The sequence below is a fragment of the Bacteroides sp. D22 genome (genome assembly GCF_000163675.1).
In the GTDB taxonomy this organism is placed as follows: Bacteria; Bacteroidota; Bacteroidia; order Bacteroidales; family Bacteroidaceae; genus Bacteroides; species Bacteroides xylanisolvens.
Genome location: NZ_GG774830.1, coordinates 1 through 23,861 on the forward strand (window position 1 = coordinate 1; position 23,861 = coordinate 23,861).

Here is a 23,861-nt window from a genome sequence, read left to right on the forward strand (position 1 = left end):
AACCGTCAATGAGCCAACAGCTTCAGAGATACCATCTTGTTGCAGATTATCGTAGCCAAGACTGAATCTGAAATCATGGAATAATCCCCTATTTGTAGGAGTATTTTCTTTTTTTGATGTATATTTGTACGTTGTAGATATGACTTGTTGCATTGTAACTCTTAATGATGTGGTGTCTTTAAAGTTACTAAAAAGCAAACATATCTACAACTTTTAATAGGATTAAGAAAGAAGAAGACAGTTGAAATAAAAAAGAGATTACCACCAAATTTGACGAAGAACCTGAAAAAGTGTATAAGTATCTGCAACTGCAACGAAATGGCTTTAATACACTAATAGATAATCAGTTACAGCGTGGCAGATACTGTGGCAGATGGTGGCAGATACCCTTTATCTGCCACACTGTATAAACAACAAATGTGTGGGGCTAGGACATTTTACTTAGTCCGATATATGAAAGTATAGTTTGCTTACGCTAGAACTCCAGTTCCCAGGCAGGAAACTGGAGTTTCTCATATAGGAAACTGGAATTTCCGCGTAGGGAAACTGGAGTTTCTACGTAGGGACACGCAATGCCTTGTTTCTCCAAAAGGATAGCTTGCACACACCTAACCCATGCGTTGCAGATACCCCTTATCTGCAACCATCTGCCGCAGGTATCTGCAACGCCGTAACCGACTATCTATTAACAAATTAAAGCCATTTCGTTGCAGTTGCAGATACTTATACGCTTTTCAACTTTATGGTAGAGAGAAAATTATGCCATTAATAGCCATATCAAAATCAAATCCTAAAACTACTATTTTTTGCCGAAACGGAGAAAAAGAAAAAGCCCTGAAATTCAATAATTTCAGAGCTTCGCTTCATTTTGCAATATAACCGAGCGGTGCGTACGGGACTCGAACCCGTGACCCCATGCGTGACAGGCATGTATTCTAACCAACTGAACTAACGCACCAAAATATTCACTAAAGCATCTCTCTCGATTGCGGATGCAAAGGTAGATATTTTTTTGAAACCTGCAATAGCTTCAGTATCTTTTTTCTGAAAAAGTGGATTTATTAAGAATTATCGTGTACATTTGCAGCTACTAATAAAATAGAAAATAGAATGAAAAATACACCAATTGAACGACATCTGATTGATGAAACTATAAATGAGTTTCAAATTGTCGATTTTTCAAAAGCTACCATTCGGGAAGTGAAAGCTATTGCTTCGAAAGCAGAAGCTGCATCGGGAGTTGAATTTATTAAAATGGAAATGGGCGTTCCGGGGCTCCCTCCTTCCGCAGTAGGTGTGAAAGCAGAGATTGAAGCGTTACAAAATGGCATTGCCAGCCTATACCCCGATATCAACGGATTGCCGGAACTGAAAAAAGAGGCGTCCAACTTTATCAAAGCATTTATCAACGTGGATTTAAATCCGGAGGGATGTGTACCTGTCACCGGCTCTATGCAAGGAACATTCGCTTCATTCCTCACTTGCAGCCAATGCGACGAAAAGAAAGATACGATTTTATTCATCGATCCCGGATTTCCGGTACAGAAGCAGCAGTTGGTAGTAATGGGACAAAAGTTCGAAACGTTTGATGTATATGACTACCGCGGAGACAAACTGAAAGAGAAACTGGAAAGCTATCTGAAAAAAGGAAATATATCAGCTATCATTTATTCGAATCCCAATAACCCCAGCTGGATTTGCCTGAAAGAGGAAGAATTGCAGATTATCGGTGAATTGGCAACGCAGTATGATGTGATTGTTTTGGAAGACTTGGCTTATTTCGCCATGGACTTCCGGCAGGATTTGAGCAAACCATACCAACCTCCTTTCCAGCCATCAGTAGCCCATTATACAGATAATTATGTATTGTTGATTTCCGGTTCGAAAGCATTCAGCTACGCCGGACAGCGTATTGGCGTAAGCTGTATCTCTGATAAATTATACCACCGAAGCTATCCGGGACTGACCAAACGATATGGCGGCGGTACCTTTGGAACAGTTTTCATCCATCGCGTACTTTATGCACTTTCATCAGGAACGAGTCATTCCGCACAATTCGCCATGGCTGCCATGCTGAAAGCTGCCAACGAAGGACAATATAACTTCCTCAACGAAGTGAAGATCTATGGTAAGAGAGCACAAAAATTGAAAGAAATCTTCCTCCGTCACGGTTTCCACCTGGTATATGACAACGACTTGGGCGACCCGATTGCGGACGGATTCTATTTCACCATCGGATATCCGGGAATGACCAGCGGCGAACTTGCCAAAGAACTGATGTACTACGGAGTAAGCGCGATCTCATTGGTTACAACAGGAAGCCATCAGGAAGGATTACGCGCGTGTACCTCTTTTATTAAAGACCATCAGTATGCGCAACTGGACGAAAGAATGAAACTATTTGCAGAAAATCATCCGATAGCCTGATTATCTGACATAAGATATTCATAAAAGCCATTCTTTAAATGAAAAAAAACGGAAATAACGATTGTTATTCCGTTTTTTTTCTTACATTAGTGGCATGAATATCGACTCTGACATATTTAAGATTCAATCGAATAATGTGTTACCATCAAGAGGAAGGATTTTAATATCTGAACCTTTTCTGCGTGACGCAACGTTTGGCAGGTCCGTAATTTTACTGGTCGATCATACGGACGAAGGAAGTATGGGATTGGTTATCAACAAACAACTGCCATTATTCCTGAACGATATCATCATGGAATTTAAATATCTGGACGAGATTCCTCTATACAAGGGTGGACCGATTGCCACTGATACTTTATTTTACCTCCATACACTATCAGACATCCCCGACTCTATCTCTATCAGCAAAGGACTTTATCTGAATGGAGATTTTGATGAAATAAAGAAATATATATTACAAGGGAATAAAATCAGCGAATGTATCCGTTTCTTCCTGGGGTATTCCGGATGGGACAGCGAACAGTTAAATAACGAAATCAGAGAAAACACATGGCTGGTGTCTGAAGAAGAAAAATCATATCTGATGAAAAACAATATCAAGGATATGTGGCGGACTGCTTTAGAGAAGCTAGGCAGCAAGTACGAAACGTGGTCACGCTTCCCACAAGTGCCTACTCTCAACTAATATTTATTTCTTAGGATTCAAACATTGGAGGAGCAATGCATCTTTGTAGCAGCCCTCCACTTGCAGCCAGTTTTTCAATAATCCGCATTGAACGAAGCCACAAGACGTGAACAGCTTTACACAAACGTCATTATCTGTCGTGACATGTGCATAAAGCTGACTTAAAGACAGAAAATCAAAAGCATATTCACAAAGCAGCTTCAATGCGTCGGTGGCATACCCTTGCTGCCGATAATCCTTATGCACGGCAATTCCTACTTCTCCCCGCGAATGAAGGGGAACGAAATCCGTAATATCAATCGTACCAAGGATACACTGGTCGGATTTGCGTACCATCATCAAACGTAATTGCTTATCCGCAAACACATCACACTGCGAACTTTCAATATATTGGCGCAACACGTAACGGGAGTATGGAACCGTAAAGTTACTGATATCCCACATCGAAGGATCATTTTCCATCTCATACATTATATCCATATCTTCCGGTTCTACCGCACGAAGATAGATACGATCGTTCATCAAGAAAGACTGTCTCATAGCTTTTCTTCTTTTGCAATGTGAAGTTCGTTACGCAATCTCTTCTCACTGGGCAGACAGAAAAGTGACGCCGTGAGGCCAATCAGCATACAGAGGTTACCCGTACTGCTCAACGTCAGGTAGTAACACAAAAGGTTCACCACAATAGCTACTTCAAGCACTCCCAAGCGAACAATGTTCCATTGCACATATCGCTTCAAGGCAAGCGTGATAGTCATGTGATCTATCTTTTTCTTAAGCACCAAGCTAAATAATTTGAGAGAAAGAGGCACACACAAAGCAGTAAGCAAAATGCCGACCGTCTCAAAATAGTAGATAGCCGGTGCGTTATCTACCAAACCTCCTACGGGAAAGAGTTCAAACTCTCCTGCCCCAAGCAAAAATGCCGGGAGCACCCAAAAGAAAACATAACTGATATTCAAATTTCTGACAGCTCGTTTTATCTGTTCTTCCATGTTCGTTCTTAAATGATTAATAATGATTATACAGTTCCGGTAAAAAGCGTCCGGTTCACAATACTGCGTCCTAAAGTTACTTCATCGGCATATTCAAGTTCATCACCAACCGATATGCCACGGGCTATCACACTTAGTTTAACCCCTAGTTTATCCAGCTTGCGATAGATATAGAAGTTGGTAGTATCCCCCTCCATCGTAGTGCTCAATGCCAAAATAACTTCTTTGATTCCACCTTCAGCCACCCGCTGCACCAGGCTTTCAATTTGAAGGTCACTCGGTCCGACTCCGTCCATTGGAGAAATAACCCCACCCAAAACATGATAAAGCCCGCGATACTGCTGGGTTGCCTCTACCGCCATTACATCACGGATATTTTCCACCACACAGACAGTGGAAGCATCCCGTTGCGGATTAGCGCAAATCTGGCAAGTTTCAGTATCGGATATATTATGACACACTTTGCAGTATTTCACCTCACGTTTCAACGTTATGATAGAATTTCCGAATGCTTCCACCGTAGCCGTATCCTGACGGAGCAGATGTAGAACAAGCCTCATAGCCGTCTTACGCCCGATACCCGGAAGTTTGGAAAATTCGCCGACTGCCTTTTCAAGCAGTATAGAAGGATATTGTTGGTTCATAGATAATATTTGCTGTTCTATCGATAAAACCTTGCAAAGATACAGATTATTGTTTTTAATACCTACAAAAATTGCTACCTTTGCATCTGTTATGATGATACTAGTCACTATTCTTTGCTACTTCGCGGTATTATTACTAATAGCCCGTATCACCGGACGTAAGGGCGGATCGAATGCAGCGTTCTTCAAGGGAGAGAACCAATCACCTTGGTACATAGTCTCTTTTGGAATGATTGGCGCCTCTATCTCCGGAGTCACTTTCGTCTCTGTACCGGGAATGGTGCGCGGAATGGATATGACGTATATGCAAACGGTACTCGGATTTTTCTTCGGATACATGGCCGTAGCCCATATCTTACTTCCTTTATATTATAAATTGAATCTGACAAGTATCTACGGATACCTCGGCACCCGCATCGGAGTGCGCGCCTATCGCACCGGTTCCTTTTTCTTTCTGCTGTCACGCATGTTGGGAACCGCAGCCAAACTTTATCTGGTATGCCTCATTCTCCATACGTATGTATTTCAGGAAATGCACGTCCCCTTTTGGCTGATTGCTGTCGGTTCGGTTGCATTGGTATGGATATATACCCATAAAAGCGGAATAAAGACCATCGTGTGGACAGATACCTTACAAACATTTTGCCTGATTGCCGCTCTGATTTTTATCATCTATTTTACAATCCAAAGATTAGACCTTAACTTCAGCGGCATTGTGCAAACAATCCAAAACAGCGAACACAGCCGTATTTTTGTATTTGACGACTGGATATCCCGGCAAAACTTCTTCAAACAGTTTTTCAGCGGTATCTTCATCGTCATCGTAATGACCGGACTGGATCAGGATATGATGCAAAAGAATCTTTCTTGCCGGAACCTCCGGGAAGCACAAAAAAACATGTACTGCTACGGTTTCTCATTCATTCCGCTAAATTTCCTTTTTTTATGCCTGGGAATTCTATTGATAGCGCTAGCGGGACAGATGCAACTCGAACTGCCAGCCATGAATGATGATATACTGCCCATGTTTGCAGCCCAAGGTTATCTGGGACAATCCGTATTGGTACTTTTTACAATCGGCATTATCGCAGCAGCTTTCAGCAACTCGGATTCCGCCCTGACAGCCATGACAACCAGTGTATGCATAGACCTGCTGAATACGGAAAAAGACACAGAAGAAACGGCACGTCGCAAAAGAGGCAAAGTGCATTTATCGTTATCAGTCTTATTGGCATTCTTCATCTGCCTGGTAGAAATACTCAATAATAAGAGCGTTATTGACGCCATATATATCATCGCCTCCTACACATACGGCCCCCTGCTCGGAATGTTTGCTTTCGGACTTTTTACACGCAGGCAAACGAACGACCGGTGGGTTCCTCTCATAGCCATCCTTTCACCCCTGCTCTGCTATCTTGCCGACTGGTGGATTGGAAAAGAAACCGGATATAAATTCGGTTATGAATTGCTAATGTTAAATGGAACGCTTACCTTTGCGGGGTTAATCTGCATGTCTAAAAAAGGGAAAAACGATGTTACAAAGAAATAAATGACAAGAAAATGGAAATAACAAGTGCTGAATTTGTGATTAGCAATACGGACGTGAAGAAATGCCCGGCCGGTATTTTCCCGGAATATGCCTTTATAGGCCGTTCGAATGTGGGAAAATCGAGTCTTATCAATATGTTGACCAGCCGTAAAGGTCTGGCCATGACCTCTTCTACTCCGGGAAAAACGATGTTAATCAACCACTTCCTTATCAATAAGAATTGGTATCTCGTCGACCTTCCGGGATATGGCTATGCCCGACGCGGACAAAAAGGGAAAAACCAGATACGCACCATAATCGAAGATTATATCTTGGAACGGGAGCAAATGACCAACCTCTTTGTCCTGATAGACAGCCGGCTGGAACCTCAAAAAATAGACCTCGAGTTTATGGAATGGCTGGGCGAGAACGGTATCCCCTTCTCTATCATCTTTACCAAAGCCGACAAGCTAAAAGGTGGACGTTTAAAAATGAATATCAATGCCTATTTACGTGAGTTGGGCAAACAATGGGAAGAGCTCCCTCCTCACTTCGTATCTTCCTCGGAAGACCGCACAGGACGTATGGATATACTCAACTACATAGAAAACATAAACAAGGATCTCAATGTTAAATGAAAGAAGAATGAAAATGAAAAAGAGTTTTTTATCTATTGCCTTTTTGGCAGTATTTATGCTAACGGCAACTAACAGCCAGGCGCAATCATGGTCCGACTTATTAAATAAGGACAACATTTCAAAAGTAGTAAATGCCATCACCGGAACCACCGAATCTATCGACATGACCGGAACATGGAGCTACAAAGGTTCGGCGGTAGAGTTCGAATCGGATAACTTACTAATGAAAGCAGGCGGAGCTGCCGCAGCCACTATGGCTGAAAACAAGCTGAACGAACAATTAAGCAAAATAGGTATTAAAGATGGCCAGATGAGTTTCACTTTCAATGCCGACAGTACTTTCACCAGCACGGTGGGCAAGAAAACATTGAAAGGCACTTACTCCTACAATGCTTCAACCAAACAAGTTGATTTGAAGTATTTGAAACTTCTGAATCTGCACGCTAAAGTAAATTGCAGTTCCAGCTCACTGGAGTTACTGTTCAACTCGGACAAACTGTTGAAATTAATGGCTTTCATCGGTAGCAAAAGTAGCAGTACCGCACTGAAAACAGTTAGTTCACTGGCCGAAAATTACGATGGAATGATGCTCGGATTCCAGCTCTCAAAATAGCAAAAGAGAATCGTTTAATACTATTTCGCACTCCATAAAGTATATTTTAGGGGAAAAGCATTATCTTTGTCGTTTGTAATCAAAAAGAGAAGGAAAAATGAAAAAGATACTTTTTTTAATGACCCTGTTAGTAATGGGCGTAAGCTTTGCATTTGCACAAACAAATGCAGATATCAAGTTTGACAAAACAACTCACGATTTCGGTAAGTTTTCTGAAAACAGCCCGGTTGTCAGTTGCACATTTACCTTTACTAATATCGGCGATGCCCCGCTGGTGATCCATCAGGCTGTAGCCTCTTGCGGATGTACAGTACCCGAATATACAAAGGAACCCATCATGCCGGGCAAAAAGGGAACAATCAAGGTGACTTATAACGGAACAGGCAAATATCCGGGACATTTCAAAAAATCAATCACCTTGCGTACCAACGCCAAAACAGAGATGGTAAGATTGTATATCGAAGGCGATATGACAGCAAAAGATGCAAAGTAGGAAAAAATAGACTATTACATAAAGGAGAATCTTTCGGTTCTCCTTTTTTTTTGTTTACTTTGAGGACGGAAATGTAAATTAACACATTAGCAAATTATAAAAACTATGAAACAAGAAGAAGACAAATTCACCGGGTTACCCGAGAATGCGTTCAGAGAGTTGAAACCTGGGGAAGTGTACAACCCGTTGATGAGTCCCTCTAAAAATTATCCGGAAGTTAATATCTGGTCAGTAGCATGGGGTATTGCCATGGCAATCCTTTTTTCAGCCGCCGCTGCCTATCTGGGGTTGAAGGTCGGACAGGTATTTGAAGCAGCTATTCCAATTGCGATCATTGCCGTAGGAGTTTCCGGAGCTGCCAAAAGAAAAAATGCGTTGGGCGAAAATGTGATTATCCAGTCTATCGGAGCTTGTTCCGGAGTAATCGTTGCCGGAGCGATCTTCACCCTCCCCGCTCTTTATATTCTCCAAGCTAAATATCCCGAGATGACGGTTACCTTCATGCAGGTATTCATCAGCTCTTTATTGGGTGGCGTATTGGGTATTCTATTCCTGATCCCTTTCCGTAAATACTTCGTCAGCGACATGCATGGAAAATATCCTTTCCCGGAAGCAACAGCCACTACACAGGTGTTGATCTCCGGCGAAAAAGGTGGCAGCCAGGCCAAACCGTTATTGATGGCAGGTATGATCGGTGGATTATATGACTTCATCGTAGCGACATTCGGATGGTGGAACGAGAACTTTACCACCCGTGTTTGCAGTGCCGGAGAAATGCTGGCAGAAAAGGCGAAATTAGTATTCAAGGTAAACACTGGTGCCGCTGTACTTGGTTTGGGATATATCGTCGGACTGAAATATGCTTCCATCATTTGTGCCGGTTCACTGGCTGTGTGGTGGATTATCATTCCGGGAATGTCTGCTATCTGGGGTGACAGTGTACTGAATGCATGGAATCCGGAAATTACCTCTACCGTAGGTATGATGAGTCCGGAAGAAATATTCAAATATTATGCCAAGAGCATCGGTATCGGCGGTATCGCTATGGCAGGTGTGATCGGTATTATCCGTTCCTGGAGCATCATCAAGAGCGCTGTCGGACTGGCAGCCAAAGAGATGGGCGGTAAAGGGAATGTAGAGAAAAGCATTATCCGTACCCAACGGGATCTTTCCATGAAGATTATCGCTATCGGTTCTATCATCACACTGTTCTTAATCGTATTATTTTTCTATCTCGATGTCATGCAAGGGAATCTGTTGCATACATTGGTAGCCATTGTTTTGGTTGCCGGCATCTCTTTCCTGTTCACCACAGTAGCAGCTAATGCCATTGCGATTGTTGGTACTAATCCGGTTTCGGGAATGACATTGATGACACTGATTTTGGCTTCCGTAGTGATGGTAGCTGTCGGACTGAAAGGTCCTTCGGGCATGGTTGCCGCATTGGTAATGGGTGGTGTAGTATGCACCGCGCTGTCGATGGCAGGAGGTTTTATCACCGACTTGAAAATTGGTTACTGGCTCGGAAGTACGCCTGCCAAACAGGAAACATGGAAGTTCTTGGGAACAATCGTATCGGCTGCAACAGTAGGCGGTGTAATGATTATCCTGAATAAGACATACGGATTTACAAGTGGCGCACTGGCTGCTCCGCAAGCAAATGCGATGGCGGCCGTGATCGAACCACTAATGAGCGGTGTAGGTGCACCCTGGTTGTTATATGGCATTGGGGCTGTCTTAGCTATTATTCTGACTCTTTGTAAAATTCCTGCATTAGCTTTCGCATTGGGTATGTTTATTCCATTGGAACTGAATGTACCGTTGGTAGTGGGTGGAGCAGTGAATTGGTTTGTTACAACACGTAGCAAAGATGCATCTCTGAATACGGAAAGAGGTGAAAAAGGAACTTTACTGGCATCCGGTTTCATTGCCGGAGGTGCATTGATGGGAGTAATCAGTGCCGCGATGCGCTTTGGTGGAATCAATCTGGTTAATGAGGCATGGTTGAACAATACTTGGTCAGAAGTGTTGGCATTAGGAGCGTATGCCTTACTGATTCTTTACTTTATAAAGGCTTCAATGAAAGTTAAATAAATAATTATGAGGAGACTATTATCCATTATAGTATCGCTTGTAACTGCCATATCATTTGCGCAGCAGCCCGTCGAGCTACCTTTGTGGCCCGACGGTGCTCCCAACTCCAGTGAACTAACCGGAGAGGAGCAGGAAACGCGTCCTCATTTTGTCACGAATGTCACGCATCCCACCCTGACGGTCTACCACCCGGAAAAGCCGAATGGAATGGCTATTATCATGTGTCCCGGAGGCGGGTATCGTGGACTGGGCATGGATGGAGAGGGGTATGATATGGCTCCTTGGTTCTGCGGACAAGGTATTACCTATATGGTATTAAAATACCGGATGCCGAACGGCCATTGGGAAGTCCCCGTATCAGACGCCGAACAAGCCATTCGCATGGTACGCCAACATGCCAAAGAATGGAATGTCAATCCTTACAAGGTAGGATTAATGGGAGCCTCTGCGGGAGGGCATTTAACTGCTACACTCGCCACTCATTATAATTCGGAAACACGTCCGGACTTTCAGATATTACTTTATCCGGTGGTTACGATGATGCAAGTCACCCGTGGAAATACAAGAACTGCATTGCTCGGCAAAAATCCAACAATGGAACAAATACAGAAGTTTTCCGCCGAATTGCAAGTAACGCCCGATACTCCACAAGCATTTATCGCTCTTACCTCCGACGACCCTTCCGTAGCACCTTATCACGGAGTGAATTATTACCTTGCTTTACAGAAAAACAAGGTTCCGGCAACTCTCCATGTTTATCCTACCGGAGGACATGGCTGGGGATTTAAGGATCATTTTAAATATAAGCAACAATGGACACAGGAATTGGAGAAATGGTTGCGCGACGGCGTTGTATTCCCGGAAAACCCCGAACCCATGTTACGAATCGGGAAATCTTATCTGGGAACTAAATACGTGGCTAACACATTAGATCAAGACGGAGAAGAATCATTAGTGATCCGGACAGATGCCGTAGATTGCCTCACTTTCGTAGAATACACGTTGGCACAGGCACTCGGTTCTTCCTTTGCCGACAATCTACAAAAAATACGTTATCGGGACGGCATCATCAACGGTTATCCTTCCCGGTTGCATTATACTTCCGAATGGATAGAGAACGGAATCCGCCACGGATTCCTCACCGATATTACTGCCAAAAACAGTGCGCATACCCAGAAAATCTCTCTTTCGTATATGTCTACCCATCCCAAGCAATATAAAAAATTGGCTGATTCGCCGGAAAATGTACGACAAATGGCCGAATATGAAAAAGCAATCTCCGGAAAAGTCGTACATTGGTTGCCGAAAAGCGAACTGCCGGAAGCCGGATTGCCCTGGATCATGAATGGAGACATTATTGCTATTACAACGAAGATGCCCGGACTGGACATTGCTCATGTGGGAATAGCAGAATATAAAGAGGGAAAACTGCACCTGCTGCACGCTTCTTCTACATTGGGAAAAGTAGTTGTCAGCGACGAACCTCTCAATCACATGCTAAACAACAATAAATCGTGGACAGGCATACGTGTTGTCCGGATGTCTCACTCTAAAAATAACTGATTATGAAACGAGTAAAACATTTCCTTCTCGCCTCGTGCTTATTCCCCACTTTGCTGGGAGCACAAGAAATGGCAAGCGCCTATTTTCTGGAACTTACTCCGGACGCCCAATCGGCAGGTATGGCAGGTACAGGATTAGCTACCACCGACAACGGTAGTACAGCTATTTTTCATAATGCTTCTACCATCGCTTTCTCACAAGAAGTGATGGGTGCGAGTTATTCATACGCTAAGATCAACCAAGATTATGCGCTACATAGCGCCTCCCTTTTCTACCGGATCGGAAGGGAAGGCATACATGGGTTTGCTGTAGGTTTCCGGCATTTCAAAGATCCTAAGGTGCTCGATTACCGTCCTCATATCTGGGATTTAGAAGCTGCTTATTTCAGAAATGTAGCCAAAAATCTGTCTCTTTCATTAACGTTCAGATACCTGCAAGCCAAAGCCGCGGAAAGCGCAGACAGCAAGAATAGCGTTTGTCTGGACTTCGGCGCGACCTACTATCGCAATATGGCTCTATTGGACGAAATGGCTTCCTGGAGCATTGGTTTCCAAGCTGCCAACTTAGGCAAAAAGCTGAACGGACAAAAGTTACCCGCCAGATTAGGATTGGGAGGTACAATCGACCTGCCATTCAGTATAGAAAACCGTTTGCAGGTGGCGCTCGACTTCAACTATCTGCTCCCTTCTGAAATCCGTCATCTCCAGGCTGGCATAGGAGCTGAATATAATTTCCTGAAATATGGTGTTGTCCGTGCGGGATACCATTTCGGAGACAAAGACAAAGGAGTAGGCAACTACGGCACCCTAGGCTGCGGAATAAACTTCTGGCCGATACGTGCAGACTTCTCATACGCCTTGGCTGATAAAGATTGCTTTATGCGCCGCACTTGGCAACTGGGAGTTGGAATAGTTTTCTAAGTTCCTCTTCGAGGCGTTGCTTCACTTCGTCCATCGGCACATCGTGCTTTAATTCCTGACGAAGAGAAGTGACGCCTTTATCTATAAATCCGCAAGGGTGGATATAACTGAAATAACGTAAATCGGTATTCACATTCAGAGCCAGTCCATGCATCGTGACATAATGACTGCTTCTCACTCCGATAGCACAAATCTTACGCGCACGAGGCGTATCACCTTCCAACCAGACTCCTGTCGCTTTCTCCAAACGTCCGGCCTCAATGCCATAAAAAGCACATACCCGAATCACCGCTTCTTCCAACAGATGAACGTACTCTTTCAATCCTAACTGAAATTCTTCCAGGTTTAATATCGGATAACATACCAGTTGTCCCGGACCATGATAAGTAATGTCCCCTCCCCGATCAATATGATAAAGGGTGGCATCAATTGCTTTCAGTTGTTCATCACTCAACAGCATATTATTTTCTTTCCCGCTACGTCCTAATGTATAAACATGGGGATGTTCGCACATCACAATACGGTTTTCATAACTCTCGCCCTGAACTTTTGCCCGGACAATGTTATCAAACCATTCTGTCTGCCGTTGCCATGCTTCGGCGTATGGTATCAAATTCCAATCAATAAAAAATGTTTTCATAAAAACAAAGGTAAGAAATAAAAAGAAAATGCGTACATTTGTTGGCCCAATATAACAAACACAACTATGAAAATGGACTTTCCACAGGTAGACTTGCCTACCGAAGTATTAGCATGGACGAATGTAACAGAAGACATTCTCAATATTTACAAGCAATCTTGCCGGTTGCAAGCATGTATTGTTGCCATCTGTACCGAAGGTTCGATGAAAGCCTCCATCAATCTGCTTGATTATGAGATTCGTCCTAATGACCTGATAACTCTGTTACCGGGAACAATCATTCAGTTTCGGGAGAGAACAGAAAAGGTATGCCTTTGCTTTGCCGGCTTTTCCGCACATTGCGCCGGACGAATCAACCTGATGAAGAATATTGGTAACGCATATCCCAAACTGATAGAACAGCCGGTGGTTCCTCTTAATGAAGAGGTAGCCAGTTATCTGAAAGACTATTTTGCTCTATTATCACGGGCCAGTTGCAATGAGAACTTCGAAATGGATTCTGAATTGGTTGAATTGTCTCTTCAGACCATCCTGACAAGCATACGATTGATATATCATAAATTTCCGGGTGAAAACGGTAGTTCGAATCGAAAAAAAGAAATCTGCCGGGAACTGATTCATGTTATCACCGAGAATTATAAAAATGAACGTCGTGCACAGTTCTACGCAGATAAATTAGGTATATCTCTTCAACATTTAAGTACGACAGTAAGACAAGTGACAGGTAAAAGTGTATTGGACACTATTGCATATATTGTCATTATGGATGCTAAAGCCAAACTGAAAGGTACCAATATGACTATCCAAGAAATCGCATATTCTCTAAACTTCCCCAGTGCCTCTTTCTTTGGCAAGTATTTCAGACGATATGTAGGAATGACGCCATTGGAATTTAGAAACAGATAATTTATACAAAGGACGATAGAAAACATAAATGGTGAGTTGTAAAACAATGAACGGTGAATAAATTGCGCATTATCCGCAAAGTATTCACCGTCTATTATTTGTTGTTCACTGTTCACAAATATTACAGCTTACCATTCAGCATTTACTGCTTACAGGTTCCTGTCTTTTTATGGTTCGTTTCTTATTTTCTTCCCAAGCTCAACGAATTGAGCACTACACTCACGCTGGAGAACGCCATTGCGGCACTTGCCAGCATCGGATTCAATAACAAACCATTCAGCGGGAACAAGATACCGGCAGCAATAGGAATACCGATCAGGTTATAAATAAACGCCCAGAAAAGATTCTGATGAATCAGTTTGACCGTCTGCTTTGACAACTGGAAGGCTTTAGGAAGTAGCAACAAGTCCGATGTCATCAAAGTCACCATAGCCACGTCCATAGCAATATCCGTTCCTTTTCCCATGGCAATGCTGACGTCAGCCAATGCCAATGCCTGCGAATCATTGATACCATCGCCCACCATCGCAACCTTCTTTCCCTGCATTTGAAGCTCACGCACAAATTCGGCCTTATCATCCGGCAGAGCGTCGGCAACAAAACGTTCGATTCCTAAACGGGAAGAAACGGCTAGTGCAGTCCGTTGCCCGTCACCCGTCAGCATACAGATGTCAATCCCTTGACGTTTCAGTTCCTTCACTGCTTCGGCAGAAGTAGCCTTTATCGGGTCGGAAACAGCAATGATAGCCAACAACTCGTTTTCACGTCCAAAGTAAATGATGCCGTTACCGTCCGATTCATAGTGAACCAGCATTTCAGCCATCACATCGCTTACTGTCGCACTGAAATCTTTCAGGAGTTTATGACTGCCTACCCAATAAGTATGTCCCTCATACGAGGCTTTAATTCCTTTTCCCGTAATGCTTTCAAAGCTATCCAACACGGCAGGTTTTATTTTTTCCTCATCCTGAAGCGCAGAGACAATAGCGCCGGCAAGCGGATGCTCCGATTTCATTTCCGCAGCTAAAAATACATCTTTGAAATGTGGTTCCTGCGACTGCGCCCATAACCATCCGGTAGCTGTAGGATGCCCTTCAGTCAGTGTTCCCGTTTTATCCAGTACAACGACATCTACTTTGCGCATTTGTTCCAAAGCCACTGCATCTTTAATCAGAATATGCTGGCTGGCAGCTTTGCCTATACCCACCATCAATGCAGTAGGTGTAGCAAGTCCCAAAGCACATGGACAAGCAATGACAAGAACAGAAACAGCCGACAAAATACCATAAGAGATATATTCACTACCACCAATGGTGACCCACAATACAAATGTAAGAATGGCAATGCCCAATACGACAGGTACAAAAATCCCCGTAATACGATCGACAATGCGTTGCACGGGAGCTTTGCTGCCCTGTGCTTCCTGCACCATAGCGATAATACGGGCAAGCACCGTTTCACTGCCTACCTGTGCGGCACGAATGATAAATGAACCACGCTGGTTAATCGTTCCTGCCAATACTTTATCACCTTTCTTCTTTTCTACCGGAACCGGTTCACCGCTAATCATACTCTCATCGACATACGAATCGCCTTCGGAAAGCTGACCGTCCACAGGTATTTGCTCTCCCGGACGTACAACCACCAAATCACCTACCTGGAGTTTTTCAATCAAGATCTCCTCCTCCACTCCATTGCGCAGAACACGAGCCGCTTTAGGCTGCATTCCCATCAACTTACGGATAGCTGTCGAGGTATTTCCTTTGGCACGTTCCTCCATCAACTTTCCGGTAAGGACGAAAGCGATAATCACCGCAGAAGCCTCATAATAGACATGCGGTTCCAATCCGCGGTCATACCAGAATTCGGGGAAGAAAGTGTTGAACAGACTGAACAGAAAAGCAATGGAAGTACTAAGAGCAACCAAAGTATCCATATTGCTCCGTCCTAATTTAGCCTGTTTCCAGGCTCCGGTGAAGAAACCACCTCCGAAAAAGACCATAACAGGGATAGCAAGTACCATTTGAATCTCATTAGAGTATAGCACATGCATCAGTATCATGGAATATACCAACAATGGTACTACCAAAATCCACGCTCCAATTACCTTCCATTTCAAACGAGTGTAACGCTTATGCTGTTCCTCTTCCCGGCGTTCTTCTTTGTGGGCTTCTTCCACAATCAGATCATAACCTGCCGCAAGCACAGCCGCACGAATCTCTCCGGGAGTCAGCTGCTCTTTCTCATAAGAAACGGTCAATGTATTGGTAGCAAAATTAACGGAAGCCTCAATGACTCCCGGCAATTTTTTTACTGTTCTTTCTACATTATTGGCACATCCTGCACAATGCATATTAAGCACAGGAAATGCCTTTTTTGTTGTGTTACCCATATAATTATTGTTTACGGCCTTCCCCTCCTCTCGAAAAAGAAGTTGGGGAAGAACCCTTGTTTGTTTATAGAAACAAGCTAATACAGGTATTTGTTCAATTACTTCTTATCAGCCTTCTGATTGTCTTTCTTTGTTTCTTTTACAAATTCGGCTTCATAACTGAACTTATTAAACCCTGCCTGCAACTTCTTTACATTCGTTTTTTCAGCGTCATACGTAATGGTTACCATTTTCGTTTTTACTTCGGTCGAAATATCCTTCAACCCTTTCTCAAAACGCATATTGTCCTTTACTTTCTTTTCGCATTTCTCACAGTGCATCTGCGACACTTTAAATACAACAACACGAATATCTTTTGCCAATACAGCTGTTACACTCAAAAGAGCCACCACGCAAGTGGCCATCCATCTTTTTGTTCTCATTTTTCTTATCAGTTTAAAATTAATATTCTTTATTATGCGATCGTTTCTTTCATTCGCTATTTCCTGCTTTTACTCACTATTTCTAGCTAAGTTAAAACGTATTCCGATATATCCTTTTGCTCCGTGCACCGGTCCCCAAATCATGGTAGAATCAAAGTTGTTCCCCCAGGGATTTGCCGCATCGATAATCGGATTCTTTTGTTTGAAGTTTGTCAGGTTCTCGCCTCCTATGTAGATAGACCAGCGGCGGAAGTAACGGGTCACCTGTAAACTCAACTGTTCAAAACTGCCATAACGACGTTCCCAGGACAACTGTCCGTCTCCCAGTTCATAAGGAGTAGGCATCCTGCCGCCGCCATTCAGTTGCAGTGTGGCGTCAAACTGCCATATTCCCAGCGGAGTTTGGTAAGAAGCCGTGAGTAGTCCTTTATATTTGCTAGTCAGCGGTTTCTCCATTCGTTCACCTTTGTAGGTCGTTTTTGCATCTGTGAGCCGGTAAGCACCTGTCAGGGTGAATCCTTTGAAGAAAGGATAACTTGCTTCCACTTGGAACACATGCGAATAAGAGCGTCCATCCAAATTGTAGAAAGCTACTTCATGGGGGTTGCTATCCATATCTACGATCACTTGTTTCAGGAAATCCGTATAATAGTATTCTGCATTCACATTCAGCGTTTTGCCGAATATAGGGATATAAGTAGAGACGCTGGCACCGTAATTCCACGCTTCTTCCATATCCAGGTTCTTTGCTATTTCCACCTTACGACTGCTGGAAAGCAGGTAGTTGTTTTCCGCCAACACATGATTGGTACGATACCCTTTTCCGGCAGAAAGACGGAAATTCACATAATCATTCGGATTGTACTTAAGATGCGCACGCGGAGTCACGAAGAAACCATGTTCGTTACTGTAATCACCACGCAGACCGGCCATTACCATCCATTTATCATTCAGGTTCAACGTATATTGCACGTAAGCACCGGGAACAGCTTCCTTTTCAAAGGCTTTGAGAGGATTGTCCGTTGTATTTTCCAAACGGTAATGTTGGTCATAAGCGTCATAATTGAAGCTCAATCCAGCGGAGAAACTATTTTGCGGATTAAATTCCGTTTCAAACATCAGCGAAGCATAGACGTTGGTTTGATCCACATTATACAGTTTGCGTCCATACGTAGCATCCTGATTGTGTAAAGTGGTGGAAAGAATCAAAGCCAGGTTCGTATTCTTCTCCTTATTAAAGATATAGGCGTTCTTGGTGAAGAATTCATAGCGTTCCGTATCAATCCCTACTTTATACAGATCACCGGAGTGCATTGTCCCTCCGTGATTGGCCTGTCCGCTGGTACGTGTTTCAGAAAGGGCTTTGATACCTGCCTGGAAAACATAATGGTCGCCCATATATGCCCACCGATTCCACACATTATATTGTTCTACCTGCGGAATATCCACAAATCCGTCATCGTTGCCATCATGCGCCTTGGTCTCATTTTCGTAATGTGCCAGCAGGGAAGTGCTCCACCGTTTGGAAAGTTTCAATGTAGCGTCCGCATTGGCTTCATACCTGTTGGTAGTGCTTGCAAAAAGATTGGCAGAAACCCAATCGGCTTCCGGCAACTGTGGTTTCTTAAATTCTACGTTTATCTGTCCTGTGATGGCTTCATAACCATTCTTCACCGAAGATGTTCCTTTGGAGACCTGTATGCTCTGCATCCACGGACCGGGGACATATCCCAATCCATAAGGAGCGGCGGCTCCCCGATAATTCGGAATGTTTTCCGTCAACATCTGCACATAAGTGCCGGACAGCCCCAACAATTTAATTTGTTTGGCTCCTGTTGCCGCATCGGAATAACTCACATCTACTGAAGGGTTCGTCACAAAACTTTCACCCAGATTACAACAAGCGGCTCTACTCAATTCGGCACTGCTTATCATGTCTTCGTTCATCACGCTACTGCGCAATTTCATCGTTCCCAGTTTACGAGTGACAATATTTACTTCATTCAGTTCCACTCCATCACGAAGCACAATATCCAGTTGTTGATTTTTACTGCTCACATGAATCGTGTCGTTCTGAAAACCGATAAAACTGACAATCAGCATGTGGCTTTTGGAAGGTTTAGTGATAGAAAAACTACCATCCTCTTTGGTTGTCACTCCTTGTCCTGTATTCATCCAGAACACATTGGCACCCGGAATAGCCTCCCCGGTACTATCTTTCACTGTTCCCCGTACTTGCGCATATATATTGCCGGCAAATAACAGGAACAGTCCTATTATCATATATTTCATTCTTTCTAAAGTTACTTTCGAGATACAAAATTAATTCATTTCTCATGCAACTTAGTTGCATTCAGTGCTGCTTTACTTTCATGTTCTATTGAAAGCAAAGGATTAAATAAGAAAGAAATAGTGGCTAAATAATGTAGGTGGAATATAACGCCAGCTTCTGCCTCGAGCAGAGAGGTGGCGGAGAGGTCAGACTATCAAATTCTACCGGTTTATCCGCATAGGTCGGAGTCAGCAGATAGCAGAAATGCTCACATAAAAGATCGACTGCCAAAACTGATACGGTCAGTTCCGTAGAGTGTTTCATCAGGTCGAGCTTATAAATCGTAACCGTACAACCTTTTTCTTTGCAGTTTTTCTTTGAATCGCAAGTATGAGACTTTTTACACTTCGGACAGCCTGAATCACAGCAACTCTGCACTGTCTCACAACGGGCACAGCAATAACGCACAATAGAGACTCCGCCTCCTGAATAGATAATCAGGAGAGAAAGGATAAGTGCTGTTATGTAGGCTAGTTTTTTCATTTCAGAGGACAAAGATAAGAATAAAAACAGATTTTCCTATAATTTTTCGTAATTAAGATTCAATCAATCCGATACAGACACATTCTCTTTCCTTTATTTGGCTATTTTAGAGTCATATCAGCACTATTAACTCTTTTTACTCAACAATAAAACCTATCTTTGCCCCAATAAATTCTCTGATTTTTAAGTAAACGCTATGCTTACATATTTACTCATCATTATCACTCTTTATCTGGCAGGTAATGCCTACATATTTATCAGAGCAAAGCAAGCTCTGAAAGTTAAATCTCTCGGAGTAAAAATATTCCTGACCGTTTTATTCTGGATATGTGCTTTATCCTTTTTCGGCACGATGCTAACTCGTAACCTTGAGATGCCTGTCTTTATCTCCCATTCAATGTACACCATTGGAACAAGTTGGTTGATATTTACTCTATACATGGCATTATTCTTGCTTTTGTTTGATATCTTGAAATTATTCAAAGTTGTCTACAAATATAGGTTCTATCTGTCTTTAGTGTTCACGTTGGGATTGCTGGGATGTGGGGTATATAACTATCATCACCCGGAAACCAATGTAGTCAGCATTTTAACCAATAAACGATATGAAGATACTCCCCAAGCAATTAAAATCGTCGCAATCAACGATGTTCACTTGGGAAATGGCACAGGGAAAGCCGCATTAAAAAAATATGTGGAAATGATAAATGCGCAGCATCCCGACCTGATACTGATTAGTGGTGACTTGATTGATAATAGCGTCGTACCTCTTTATACAGAGAATATGGCGGAAGAATTAGCTAACTTGAAAGCTCCTATGGGTATCTATATGGTTCTCGGCAATCACGAATACATTAGCGGTATCGATGAAAGTATCCGATATATTAAAAGCACTCAAATACAATTATTGCGCGATTCAGTAGTTACACTTCCCAACGGCATACAACTGATAGGACGTGATGACCGTCATAACCGCAAGCGTCATTCCCTGCAAGAGTTAATGGTGAATATCGATAAAAGCAAACCTATCATTTTATTGGATCATCAACCTTTTGATTTGGAAAAAACGGAAGCTGCCGGCATCGACCTGCAATTCAGTGGGCATACACACCACGGACAAATATGGCCTATTAATTGGGTGACCGATTATATCTTCGAGCAAAGCCACGGTTATCGCCAATGGGGAAACAGTCACGTGTATGTATCTTCCGGATTGTCTCTTTGGGGACCACCCTTCAGAATAGGAACGCATAGTGAAATGGTTATTTTCAATTTTCAATGAATATTATGCAGTTTTGTCACATATGTTACAGTTTCCAAGCAATCTCTGCCCTATCTTTGCAGAAAAAAGATTATGGAACAATTACATGCTCATGAAGTCCTCCACATGATGGAAGGAAATAGCTACTCGGAATCATCATTGCGGGAAGCAATCATTAAGAAGTTTGGCTCACAGCAACGTTTTTATGCTTGCTCGGCAGAAAACATGGACGTAGATACCCTCATCAAATTTCTGAAAATGAAAGGGAAATTTATGCCTGCTGAAGATGGATTCACCGTGGATATCACTAAAGTTTGCAAGCATTGACGTGTGGATGGTATCCGGCAATCCTGTTTTAGAGGATAAATAGCTGCAAATTTTTCTGTTTTTATTAGCCCGATTCACGAATTTCATCTATATTTGTCAATAGTGAATGATAAAACAAATGTTGAATTTATAGAAAAAACGGGTATGAAAAAACAATATGTCAGTCTGCTTGCAATTATACTTTCGGTAAGCGGCTTTTTGTTTTCTTGTCATGACAAGATGAACAAAAACACAGGTGCGTTACAGTTTGATAGCATTCAAGTGAATGAGACAGCACACCTCTTCAGTGATACAGCCAAACCGGCCTGCAATATCATTATAAATTTTGCTTATCCGGTAAAATCATCGGATGATATGCTGAAAGACAGTTTGAATTCTTATTTCATTTCGGCCTGCTTCGGTGATAAATACATCGGCGAAAAGCCGGAAGAAGTTGTAAAGCAATATACCGAGAACTATATCAGCGAATACCGCCGCGACCTCGAACCGATGTATACTGAGGACGAGAAAGACAAAGAAGACAAATCTTCCATCGGAGCTTGGTATTCTTATTATAAAGGTATAGAGAGCCACGTACAACTGTATGATAAAGACCTGCTTGTATATCGTATCGACTACAACGAATATACCGGAGGTGCACATGGCATTTACATGGCTACTTTCCTGAACATGGACCTCACCCTGATGCGCCCGCTCCGTCTTGATGATATTTTTGTCGGAGACTACAAAGACGCATTGACCGACCTGATCTGGAACCAGCTCATGGCGGACAACAAAGTGAACACTCACGAAGCATTGGAAGACATGGGATATGCTTCCACCGGGGACATCGCTCCGACAGAAAATTTCTATCTAAGCAAAGAAGGAATCACCTTCTATTATAATGTATACGATATCACTCCTTATTCTATGGGACCTGTAAAGGTAACAATTCCATTTTCTATGATGGAGCATTTACTAGGCAGTAACCCAATTCTGGGAGAACTGAAAAATTAAATTTCATAAAAAGCTGAACACCAATGAATATCCTATTGTTATCACTCCCGTGTGACAGAATAGGATATTCATCCACATCTATCATTCAAAACTTATAACTCAAAACTCAAACAGTGGAAATCATACTGAAATATTTTCCTGATCTGACGGAAGAGCAGCGCAAACAGTTTGCAGCTCTATACGACCTCTACATTGACTGGAATTCTAAAATCAACGTAATCTCCCGCAAGGACATCGAGAATTTATATGAGCATCACGTGCTCCATTCGTTAGGCATTGCCAAAACAATCCAATTTCGCCCCGGAACCAGCATTATGGACCTGGGTACAGGAGGAGGTTTCCCCGGTATTCCTTTAGCCATCTTATTTCCCGAAGTAACATTTCACCTCGTGGACAGTATCGGCAAAAAAGTACGGGTAGCAACCGAAGTGGCAAACGCTATCGGACTGAAAAATGTAACATTCCGTCATGCCCGCGCAGAAGAGGAGAAACGAACGTTCGACTTTGTTGTCAGCCGTGCCGTAATGCCTTTGGCGGATTTGATTAAGATTATCAAAAAGAATATCTCTTCAAAACAACAGAATGCATTACCCAACGGACTGATCTGCCTCAAAGGTGGCGAGCTGGAACATGAAACGATGCCGTTCAAGCATAAAACGGTCATTTATAACTTGAGCGATAATTTCGAAGAAGAGTTCTTTCAAACTAAGAAAGTGGTATATGTTCCGATTTAAACAAGACTATATGTTCTGATAGATGATAAATCATAAAGAAACCATGAAAATAAAGAGATTTGAATTTAATATGTTTCCCGTAAACTGTTACGTATTATGGGACGACACTAAAGAAGCAGTCGTAATCGATCCCGGCTGTTTTTATGAAGAGGAAAAGCAGGCTCTGAAAAAGTTCATTCTTACCAATGAGCTGAATGTAAAGCATCTGCTGAATACTCATTTGCACCTGGATCATATCTTCGGAAATCCGTTCATGCTGAAAGAATTCGGATTATCGGCAGAAGCAAACAAAGCGGACGAGTACTGGATTGACGAAGCACCGAAACAAAGCAGAATGTTTGGTTTTCAGTTGCAGGAAGAACCTGTACCACTGGGCAAATACCTGCATGACGGAGATATTATCACTTTCGGACATACCAAACTAGAAGCGATACATGTGCCCGGACATTCACCCGGTAGCTTGGTGTACTATTGCAAGGAAGACAACTGCATGTTCTCCGGCGACGTCCTATTTCAGGGCAGCATCGGCCGTGCCGATCTCACAGGAGGCAACTTCGATGAACTGATAGAGCACATTTGCAGCCGTCTGTTTGTCCTCCCCAACGAAACTGTCGTTTACCCCGGACACGGTGCTCCTACGACGATCGGAATGGAGAAAGCTGAAAACCCATTTTTTAGATAAGAGAAGATTTAATGAGTTATGAATTCTGATTTATGATTTATGATTTGCCGTGCGGATGAAGTAGGTGTTGCGGCTGATTGAGGTTT

At 42.8% G+C, this 23,861-nt stretch carries 23 protein-coding genes and 1 tRNA gene; 15 read left to right on the plus strand and 9 right to left on the minus strand.

Annotated elements, in window-relative coordinates:
- Positions 1-884: 884 nt before the first annotated feature.
- Positions 885-958 (minus strand) — tRNA-Asp (locus HMPREF0106_RS01655).
- A gap of 152 nt (positions 959-1,110) precedes the next feature.
- On the opposite strand from HMPREF0106_RS01655, the gene HMPREF0106_RS01650 reads away from it, so the two are divergent.
- Both HMPREF0106_RS01650 and HMPREF0106_RS01645 read left to right on the plus strand, forming a co-directional pair.
- Positions 1,111-2,427, plus strand: coding sequence for a pyridoxal phosphate-dependent aminotransferase (locus HMPREF0106_RS01650; protein WP_008640584.1), 1,317 nt, complete (start codon positions 1,111-1,113; stop codon positions 2,425-2,427).
- Positions 2,428-2,521: 94 nt separating this feature from the next.
- Positions 2,522-3,112: a YqgE/AlgH family protein gene (locus HMPREF0106_RS01645; protein WP_009041138.1), complete on the plus strand. Its 591-nt coding sequence runs from the start codon at positions 2,522-2,524 to the stop codon at positions 3,110-3,112.
- A 3-nt stretch (positions 3,113-3,115) separates the two neighbouring features.
- Here HMPREF0106_RS01645 and HMPREF0106_RS01640 read toward each other — a convergent pair whose 3' ends face one another.
- From HMPREF0106_RS01640 to recR, 3 genes are read right to left on the minus strand one after another with little or no spacing between them, the layout of a single operon-like run.
- Positions 3,116-3,652: a GNAT family N-acetyltransferase gene (locus HMPREF0106_RS01640; protein WP_009041139.1), complete on the minus strand. Its 537-nt coding sequence runs from the start codon at positions 3,650-3,652 to the stop codon at positions 3,116-3,118.
- Positions 3,649-4,107 (minus strand): hypothetical protein, encoded by a 459-nt coding sequence (locus HMPREF0106_RS01635; protein ID WP_004306271.1) that lies wholly within the window; start codon positions 4,105-4,107, stop codon positions 3,649-3,651. The genes HMPREF0106_RS01640 and HMPREF0106_RS01635 overlap by 4 nt, the downstream gene beginning before the upstream one ends.
- A gap of 26 nt (positions 4,108-4,133) precedes the next feature.
- On the minus strand, positions 4,134-4,751 hold the full coding sequence (recR, locus tag HMPREF0106_RS01630) for a recombination mediator RecR (RefSeq protein WP_004306273.1): 618 nt from the start codon (positions 4,749-4,751) through the stop codon (positions 4,134-4,136).
- A gap of 91 nt (positions 4,752-4,842) precedes the next feature.
- Between recR and HMPREF0106_RS01625 the strand changes: the two genes are divergently transcribed.
- From HMPREF0106_RS01625 to HMPREF0106_RS01595, 7 genes are all read left to right on the plus strand, one after another.
- Positions 4,843-6,300 (plus strand): sodium:solute symporter, encoded by a 1,458-nt coding sequence (locus tag HMPREF0106_RS01625; protein WP_009041140.1) that lies wholly within the window; start codon positions 4,843-4,845, stop codon positions 6,298-6,300.
- Positions 6,301-6,311: 11 nt separating this feature from the next.
- Entirely contained in the window at positions 6,312-6,917 is a 606-nt protein-coding gene (gene yihA, locus HMPREF0106_RS01620; RefSeq protein WP_009041141.1) for a ribosome biogenesis GTP-binding protein YihA/YsxC, read from the plus strand.
- A complete protein-coding gene (locus HMPREF0106_RS01615; protein WP_004315891.1) occupies positions 6,907-7,530 on the plus strand; it encodes a DUF4923 family protein in 624 nt (207 codons plus the stop codon). Before yihA ends, HMPREF0106_RS01615 begins: the two co-directional genes overlap by 11 nt.
- A 97-nt stretch (positions 7,531-7,627) precedes the next feature.
- Entirely contained in the window at positions 7,628-8,023 is a 396-nt protein-coding gene (locus HMPREF0106_RS01610) for a DUF1573 domain-containing protein (RefSeq protein WP_004300420.1), read from the plus strand.
- Positions 8,024-8,128: 105 nt separating this feature from the next.
- Positions 8,129-10,117: an OPT family oligopeptide transporter gene (locus tag HMPREF0106_RS01605; RefSeq protein WP_009041142.1), complete on the plus strand. Its 1,989-nt coding sequence runs from the start codon at positions 8,129-8,131 to the stop codon at positions 10,115-10,117.
- A gap of 6 nt (positions 10,118-10,123) precedes the next feature.
- Positions 10,124-11,680, plus strand: coding sequence for an N-acetylmuramoyl-L-alanine amidase-like domain-containing protein (locus HMPREF0106_RS01600; protein ID WP_009041143.1), 1,557 nt, complete (start codon positions 10,124-10,126; stop codon positions 11,678-11,680).
- Between the two features lie 2 nt (positions 11,681-11,682).
- Positions 11,683-12,600, plus strand: coding sequence for a PorV/PorQ family protein (locus tag HMPREF0106_RS01595; RefSeq protein WP_009041144.1), 918 nt, complete (start codon positions 11,683-11,685; stop codon positions 12,598-12,600).
- Here the strand turns inward: HMPREF0106_RS01595 and lipB are convergent.
- Positions 12,557-13,240: a lipoyl(octanoyl) transferase LipB gene (gene lipB, locus HMPREF0106_RS01590; RefSeq protein ID WP_009041145.1), complete on the minus strand. Its 684-nt coding sequence runs from the start codon at positions 13,238-13,240 to the stop codon at positions 12,557-12,559. The two genes, HMPREF0106_RS01595 and lipB, sit on opposite strands and share 44 nt — an antisense overlap.
- A 66-nt stretch (positions 13,241-13,306) precedes the next feature.
- Between lipB and HMPREF0106_RS01585 the strand changes: the two genes are divergently transcribed.
- Positions 13,307-14,146 carry a helix-turn-helix domain-containing protein gene (locus tag HMPREF0106_RS01585; RefSeq protein WP_004311631.1) on the plus strand — a complete coding sequence of 280 codons (840 nt, stop codon included), beginning with the start codon at positions 13,307-13,309 and terminating at the stop codon, positions 14,144-14,146.
- Between the two features lie 181 nt (positions 14,147-14,327).
- Here the strand turns inward: HMPREF0106_RS01585 and HMPREF0106_RS01580 are convergent, their stop codons facing one another.
- The 4 genes from HMPREF0106_RS01580 to HMPREF0106_RS01565 form a co-directional block, all read right to left on the minus strand.
- Complete coding sequence (locus HMPREF0106_RS01580; RefSeq protein WP_009041146.1) at positions 14,328-16,538, minus strand: heavy metal translocating P-type ATPase; 2,211 nt, start codon at positions 16,536-16,538, stop codon at positions 14,328-14,330.
- Between the two features lie 98 nt (positions 16,539-16,636).
- Positions 16,637-16,960, minus strand: a complete 324-nt coding sequence (locus HMPREF0106_RS01575; RefSeq protein ID WP_009041147.1) for a heavy-metal-associated domain-containing protein — start codon at positions 16,958-16,960, stop codon at positions 16,637-16,639.
- A gap of 69 nt (positions 16,961-17,029) precedes the next feature.
- A complete protein-coding gene (locus HMPREF0106_RS01570) occupies positions 17,030-19,252 on the minus strand; it encodes a TonB-dependent receptor (protein WP_009041148.1) in 2,223 nt (740 codons plus the stop codon).
- Positions 19,253-19,376: 124 nt separating this feature from the next.
- Positions 19,377-19,775, minus strand: a complete 399-nt coding sequence (locus HMPREF0106_RS01565) for a hypothetical protein (RefSeq protein ID WP_009041149.1) — start codon at positions 19,773-19,775, stop codon at positions 19,377-19,379.
- Positions 19,776-19,971: 196 nt separating this feature from the next.
- Here HMPREF0106_RS01565 and HMPREF0106_RS01560 point away from each other — a divergent pair, with 196 nt between their 5' ends.
- The 5 genes from HMPREF0106_RS01560 to HMPREF0106_RS01540 all read left to right on the plus strand — a co-directional run bounded on the left by HMPREF0106_RS01560 (position 19,972) and on the right by HMPREF0106_RS01540 (position 23,775).
- Positions 19,972-21,057 (plus strand): metallophosphoesterase, encoded by a 1,086-nt coding sequence (locus HMPREF0106_RS01560; RefSeq protein ID WP_009041150.1) that lies wholly within the window; start codon positions 19,972-19,974, stop codon positions 21,055-21,057.
- Between the two features lie 72 nt (positions 21,058-21,129).
- Positions 21,130-21,363: a YecH family metal-binding protein gene (locus tag HMPREF0106_RS01555; protein WP_009041151.1), complete on the plus strand. Its 234-nt coding sequence runs from the start codon at positions 21,130-21,132 to the stop codon at positions 21,361-21,363.
- A 144-nt stretch (positions 21,364-21,507) separates the two neighbouring features.
- Complete coding sequence (locus HMPREF0106_RS01550; RefSeq protein ID WP_008022145.1) at positions 21,508-22,359, plus strand: RsiV family protein; 852 nt, start codon at positions 21,508-21,510, stop codon at positions 22,357-22,359.
- 113 nt (positions 22,360-22,472) lie between these two features.
- A complete protein-coding gene (gene rsmG / locus HMPREF0106_RS01545) occupies positions 22,473-23,093 on the plus strand; it encodes a 16S rRNA (guanine(527)-N(7))-methyltransferase RsmG (protein WP_008022144.1) in 621 nt (206 codons plus the stop codon).
- A 43-nt stretch (positions 23,094-23,136) separates the two neighbouring features.
- The gene (locus HMPREF0106_RS01540; RefSeq protein ID WP_004311627.1) at positions 23,137-23,775 is read left to right on the plus strand and encodes an MBL fold metallo-hydrolase; all 639 of its coding nucleotides are present in this window, start codon (positions 23,137-23,139) and stop codon (positions 23,773-23,775) included.
- The last annotated feature ends 86 nt before the right edge of the window (positions 23,776-23,861 follow it).

Bases quoted from the DNA above. Each gene is read 5' to 3' on its own strand.
- HMPREF0106_RS01540 (WP_004311627.1), top strand. From the start codon at position 23,137: ATGAAAATAAAGAGATTTGAATTTAATATGTTTCCCGTAAACTGTTAC.
- HMPREF0106_RS01565 (WP_009041149.1), bottom strand. From the start codon at position 19,775: ATGAAAAAACTAGCCTACATAACAGCACTTATCCTTTCTCTCCTGATT.
- HMPREF0106_RS01595 (WP_009041144.1), top strand. From the start codon at position 11,683: ATGAAACGAGTAAAACATTTCCTTCTCGCCTCGTGCTTATTCCCCACT.
- HMPREF0106_RS01580 (WP_009041146.1), bottom strand. From the start codon at position 16,538: ATGGGTAACACAACAAAAAAGGCATTTCCTGTGCTTAATATGCATTGT.
- HMPREF0106_RS01570 (WP_009041148.1), bottom strand. From the start codon at position 19,252: ATGAAATATATGATAATAGGACTGTTCCTGTTATTTGCCGGCAATATA.
- HMPREF0106_RS01635 (WP_004306271.1), bottom strand. From the start codon at position 4,107: ATGGAAGAACAGATAAAACGAGCTGTCAGAAATTTGAATATCAGTTAT.
- HMPREF0106_RS01600 (WP_009041143.1), top strand. From the start codon at position 10,124: ATGAGGAGACTATTATCCATTATAGTATCGCTTGTAACTGCCATATCA.
- HMPREF0106_RS01640 (WP_009041139.1), bottom strand. From the start codon at position 3,652: ATGAGACAGTCTTTCTTGATGAACGATCGTATCTATCTTCGTGCGGTA.
- HMPREF0106_RS01625 (WP_009041140.1), top strand. From the start codon at position 4,843: ATGATGATACTAGTCACTATTCTTTGCTACTTCGCGGTATTATTACTA.
- HMPREF0106_RS01575 (WP_009041147.1), bottom strand. From the start codon at position 16,960: ATGAGAACAAAAAGATGGATGGCCACTTGCGTGGTGGCTCTTTTGAGT.
- HMPREF0106_RS01645 (WP_009041138.1), top strand. From the start codon at position 2,522: ATGAATATCGACTCTGACATATTTAAGATTCAATCGAATAATGTGTTA.
- HMPREF0106_RS01550 (WP_008022145.1), top strand. From the start codon at position 21,508: ATGAAAAAACAATATGTCAGTCTGCTTGCAATTATACTTTCGGTAAGC.
- yihA (WP_009041141.1), top strand. From the start codon at position 6,312: ATGGAAATAACAAGTGCTGAATTTGTGATTAGCAATACGGACGTGAAG.
- HMPREF0106_RS01610 (WP_004300420.1), top strand. From the start codon at position 7,628: ATGAAAAAGATACTTTTTTTAATGACCCTGTTAGTAATGGGCGTAAGC.
- HMPREF0106_RS01555 (WP_009041151.1), top strand. From the start codon at position 21,130: ATGGAACAATTACATGCTCATGAAGTCCTCCACATGATGGAAGGAAAT.
- HMPREF0106_RS01615 (WP_004315891.1), top strand. From the start codon at position 6,907: ATGTTAAATGAAAGAAGAATGAAAATGAAAAAGAGTTTTTTATCTATT.
- HMPREF0106_RS01650 (WP_008640584.1), top strand. From the start codon at position 1,111: ATGAAAAATACACCAATTGAACGACATCTGATTGATGAAACTATAAAT.
- HMPREF0106_RS01585 (WP_004311631.1), top strand. From the start codon at position 13,307: ATGAAAATGGACTTTCCACAGGTAGACTTGCCTACCGAAGTATTAGCA.
- recR (WP_004306273.1), bottom strand. From the start codon at position 4,751: ATGAACCAACAATATCCTTCTATACTGCTTGAAAAGGCAGTCGGCGAA.
- HMPREF0106_RS01605 (WP_009041142.1), top strand. From the start codon at position 8,129: ATGAAACAAGAAGAAGACAAATTCACCGGGTTACCCGAGAATGCGTTC.
- lipB (WP_009041145.1), bottom strand. From the start codon at position 13,240: ATGAAAACATTTTTTATTGATTGGAATTTGATACCATACGCCGAAGCA.
- HMPREF0106_RS01560 (WP_009041150.1), top strand. From the start codon at position 19,972: ATGCTTACATATTTACTCATCATTATCACTCTTTATCTGGCAGGTAAT.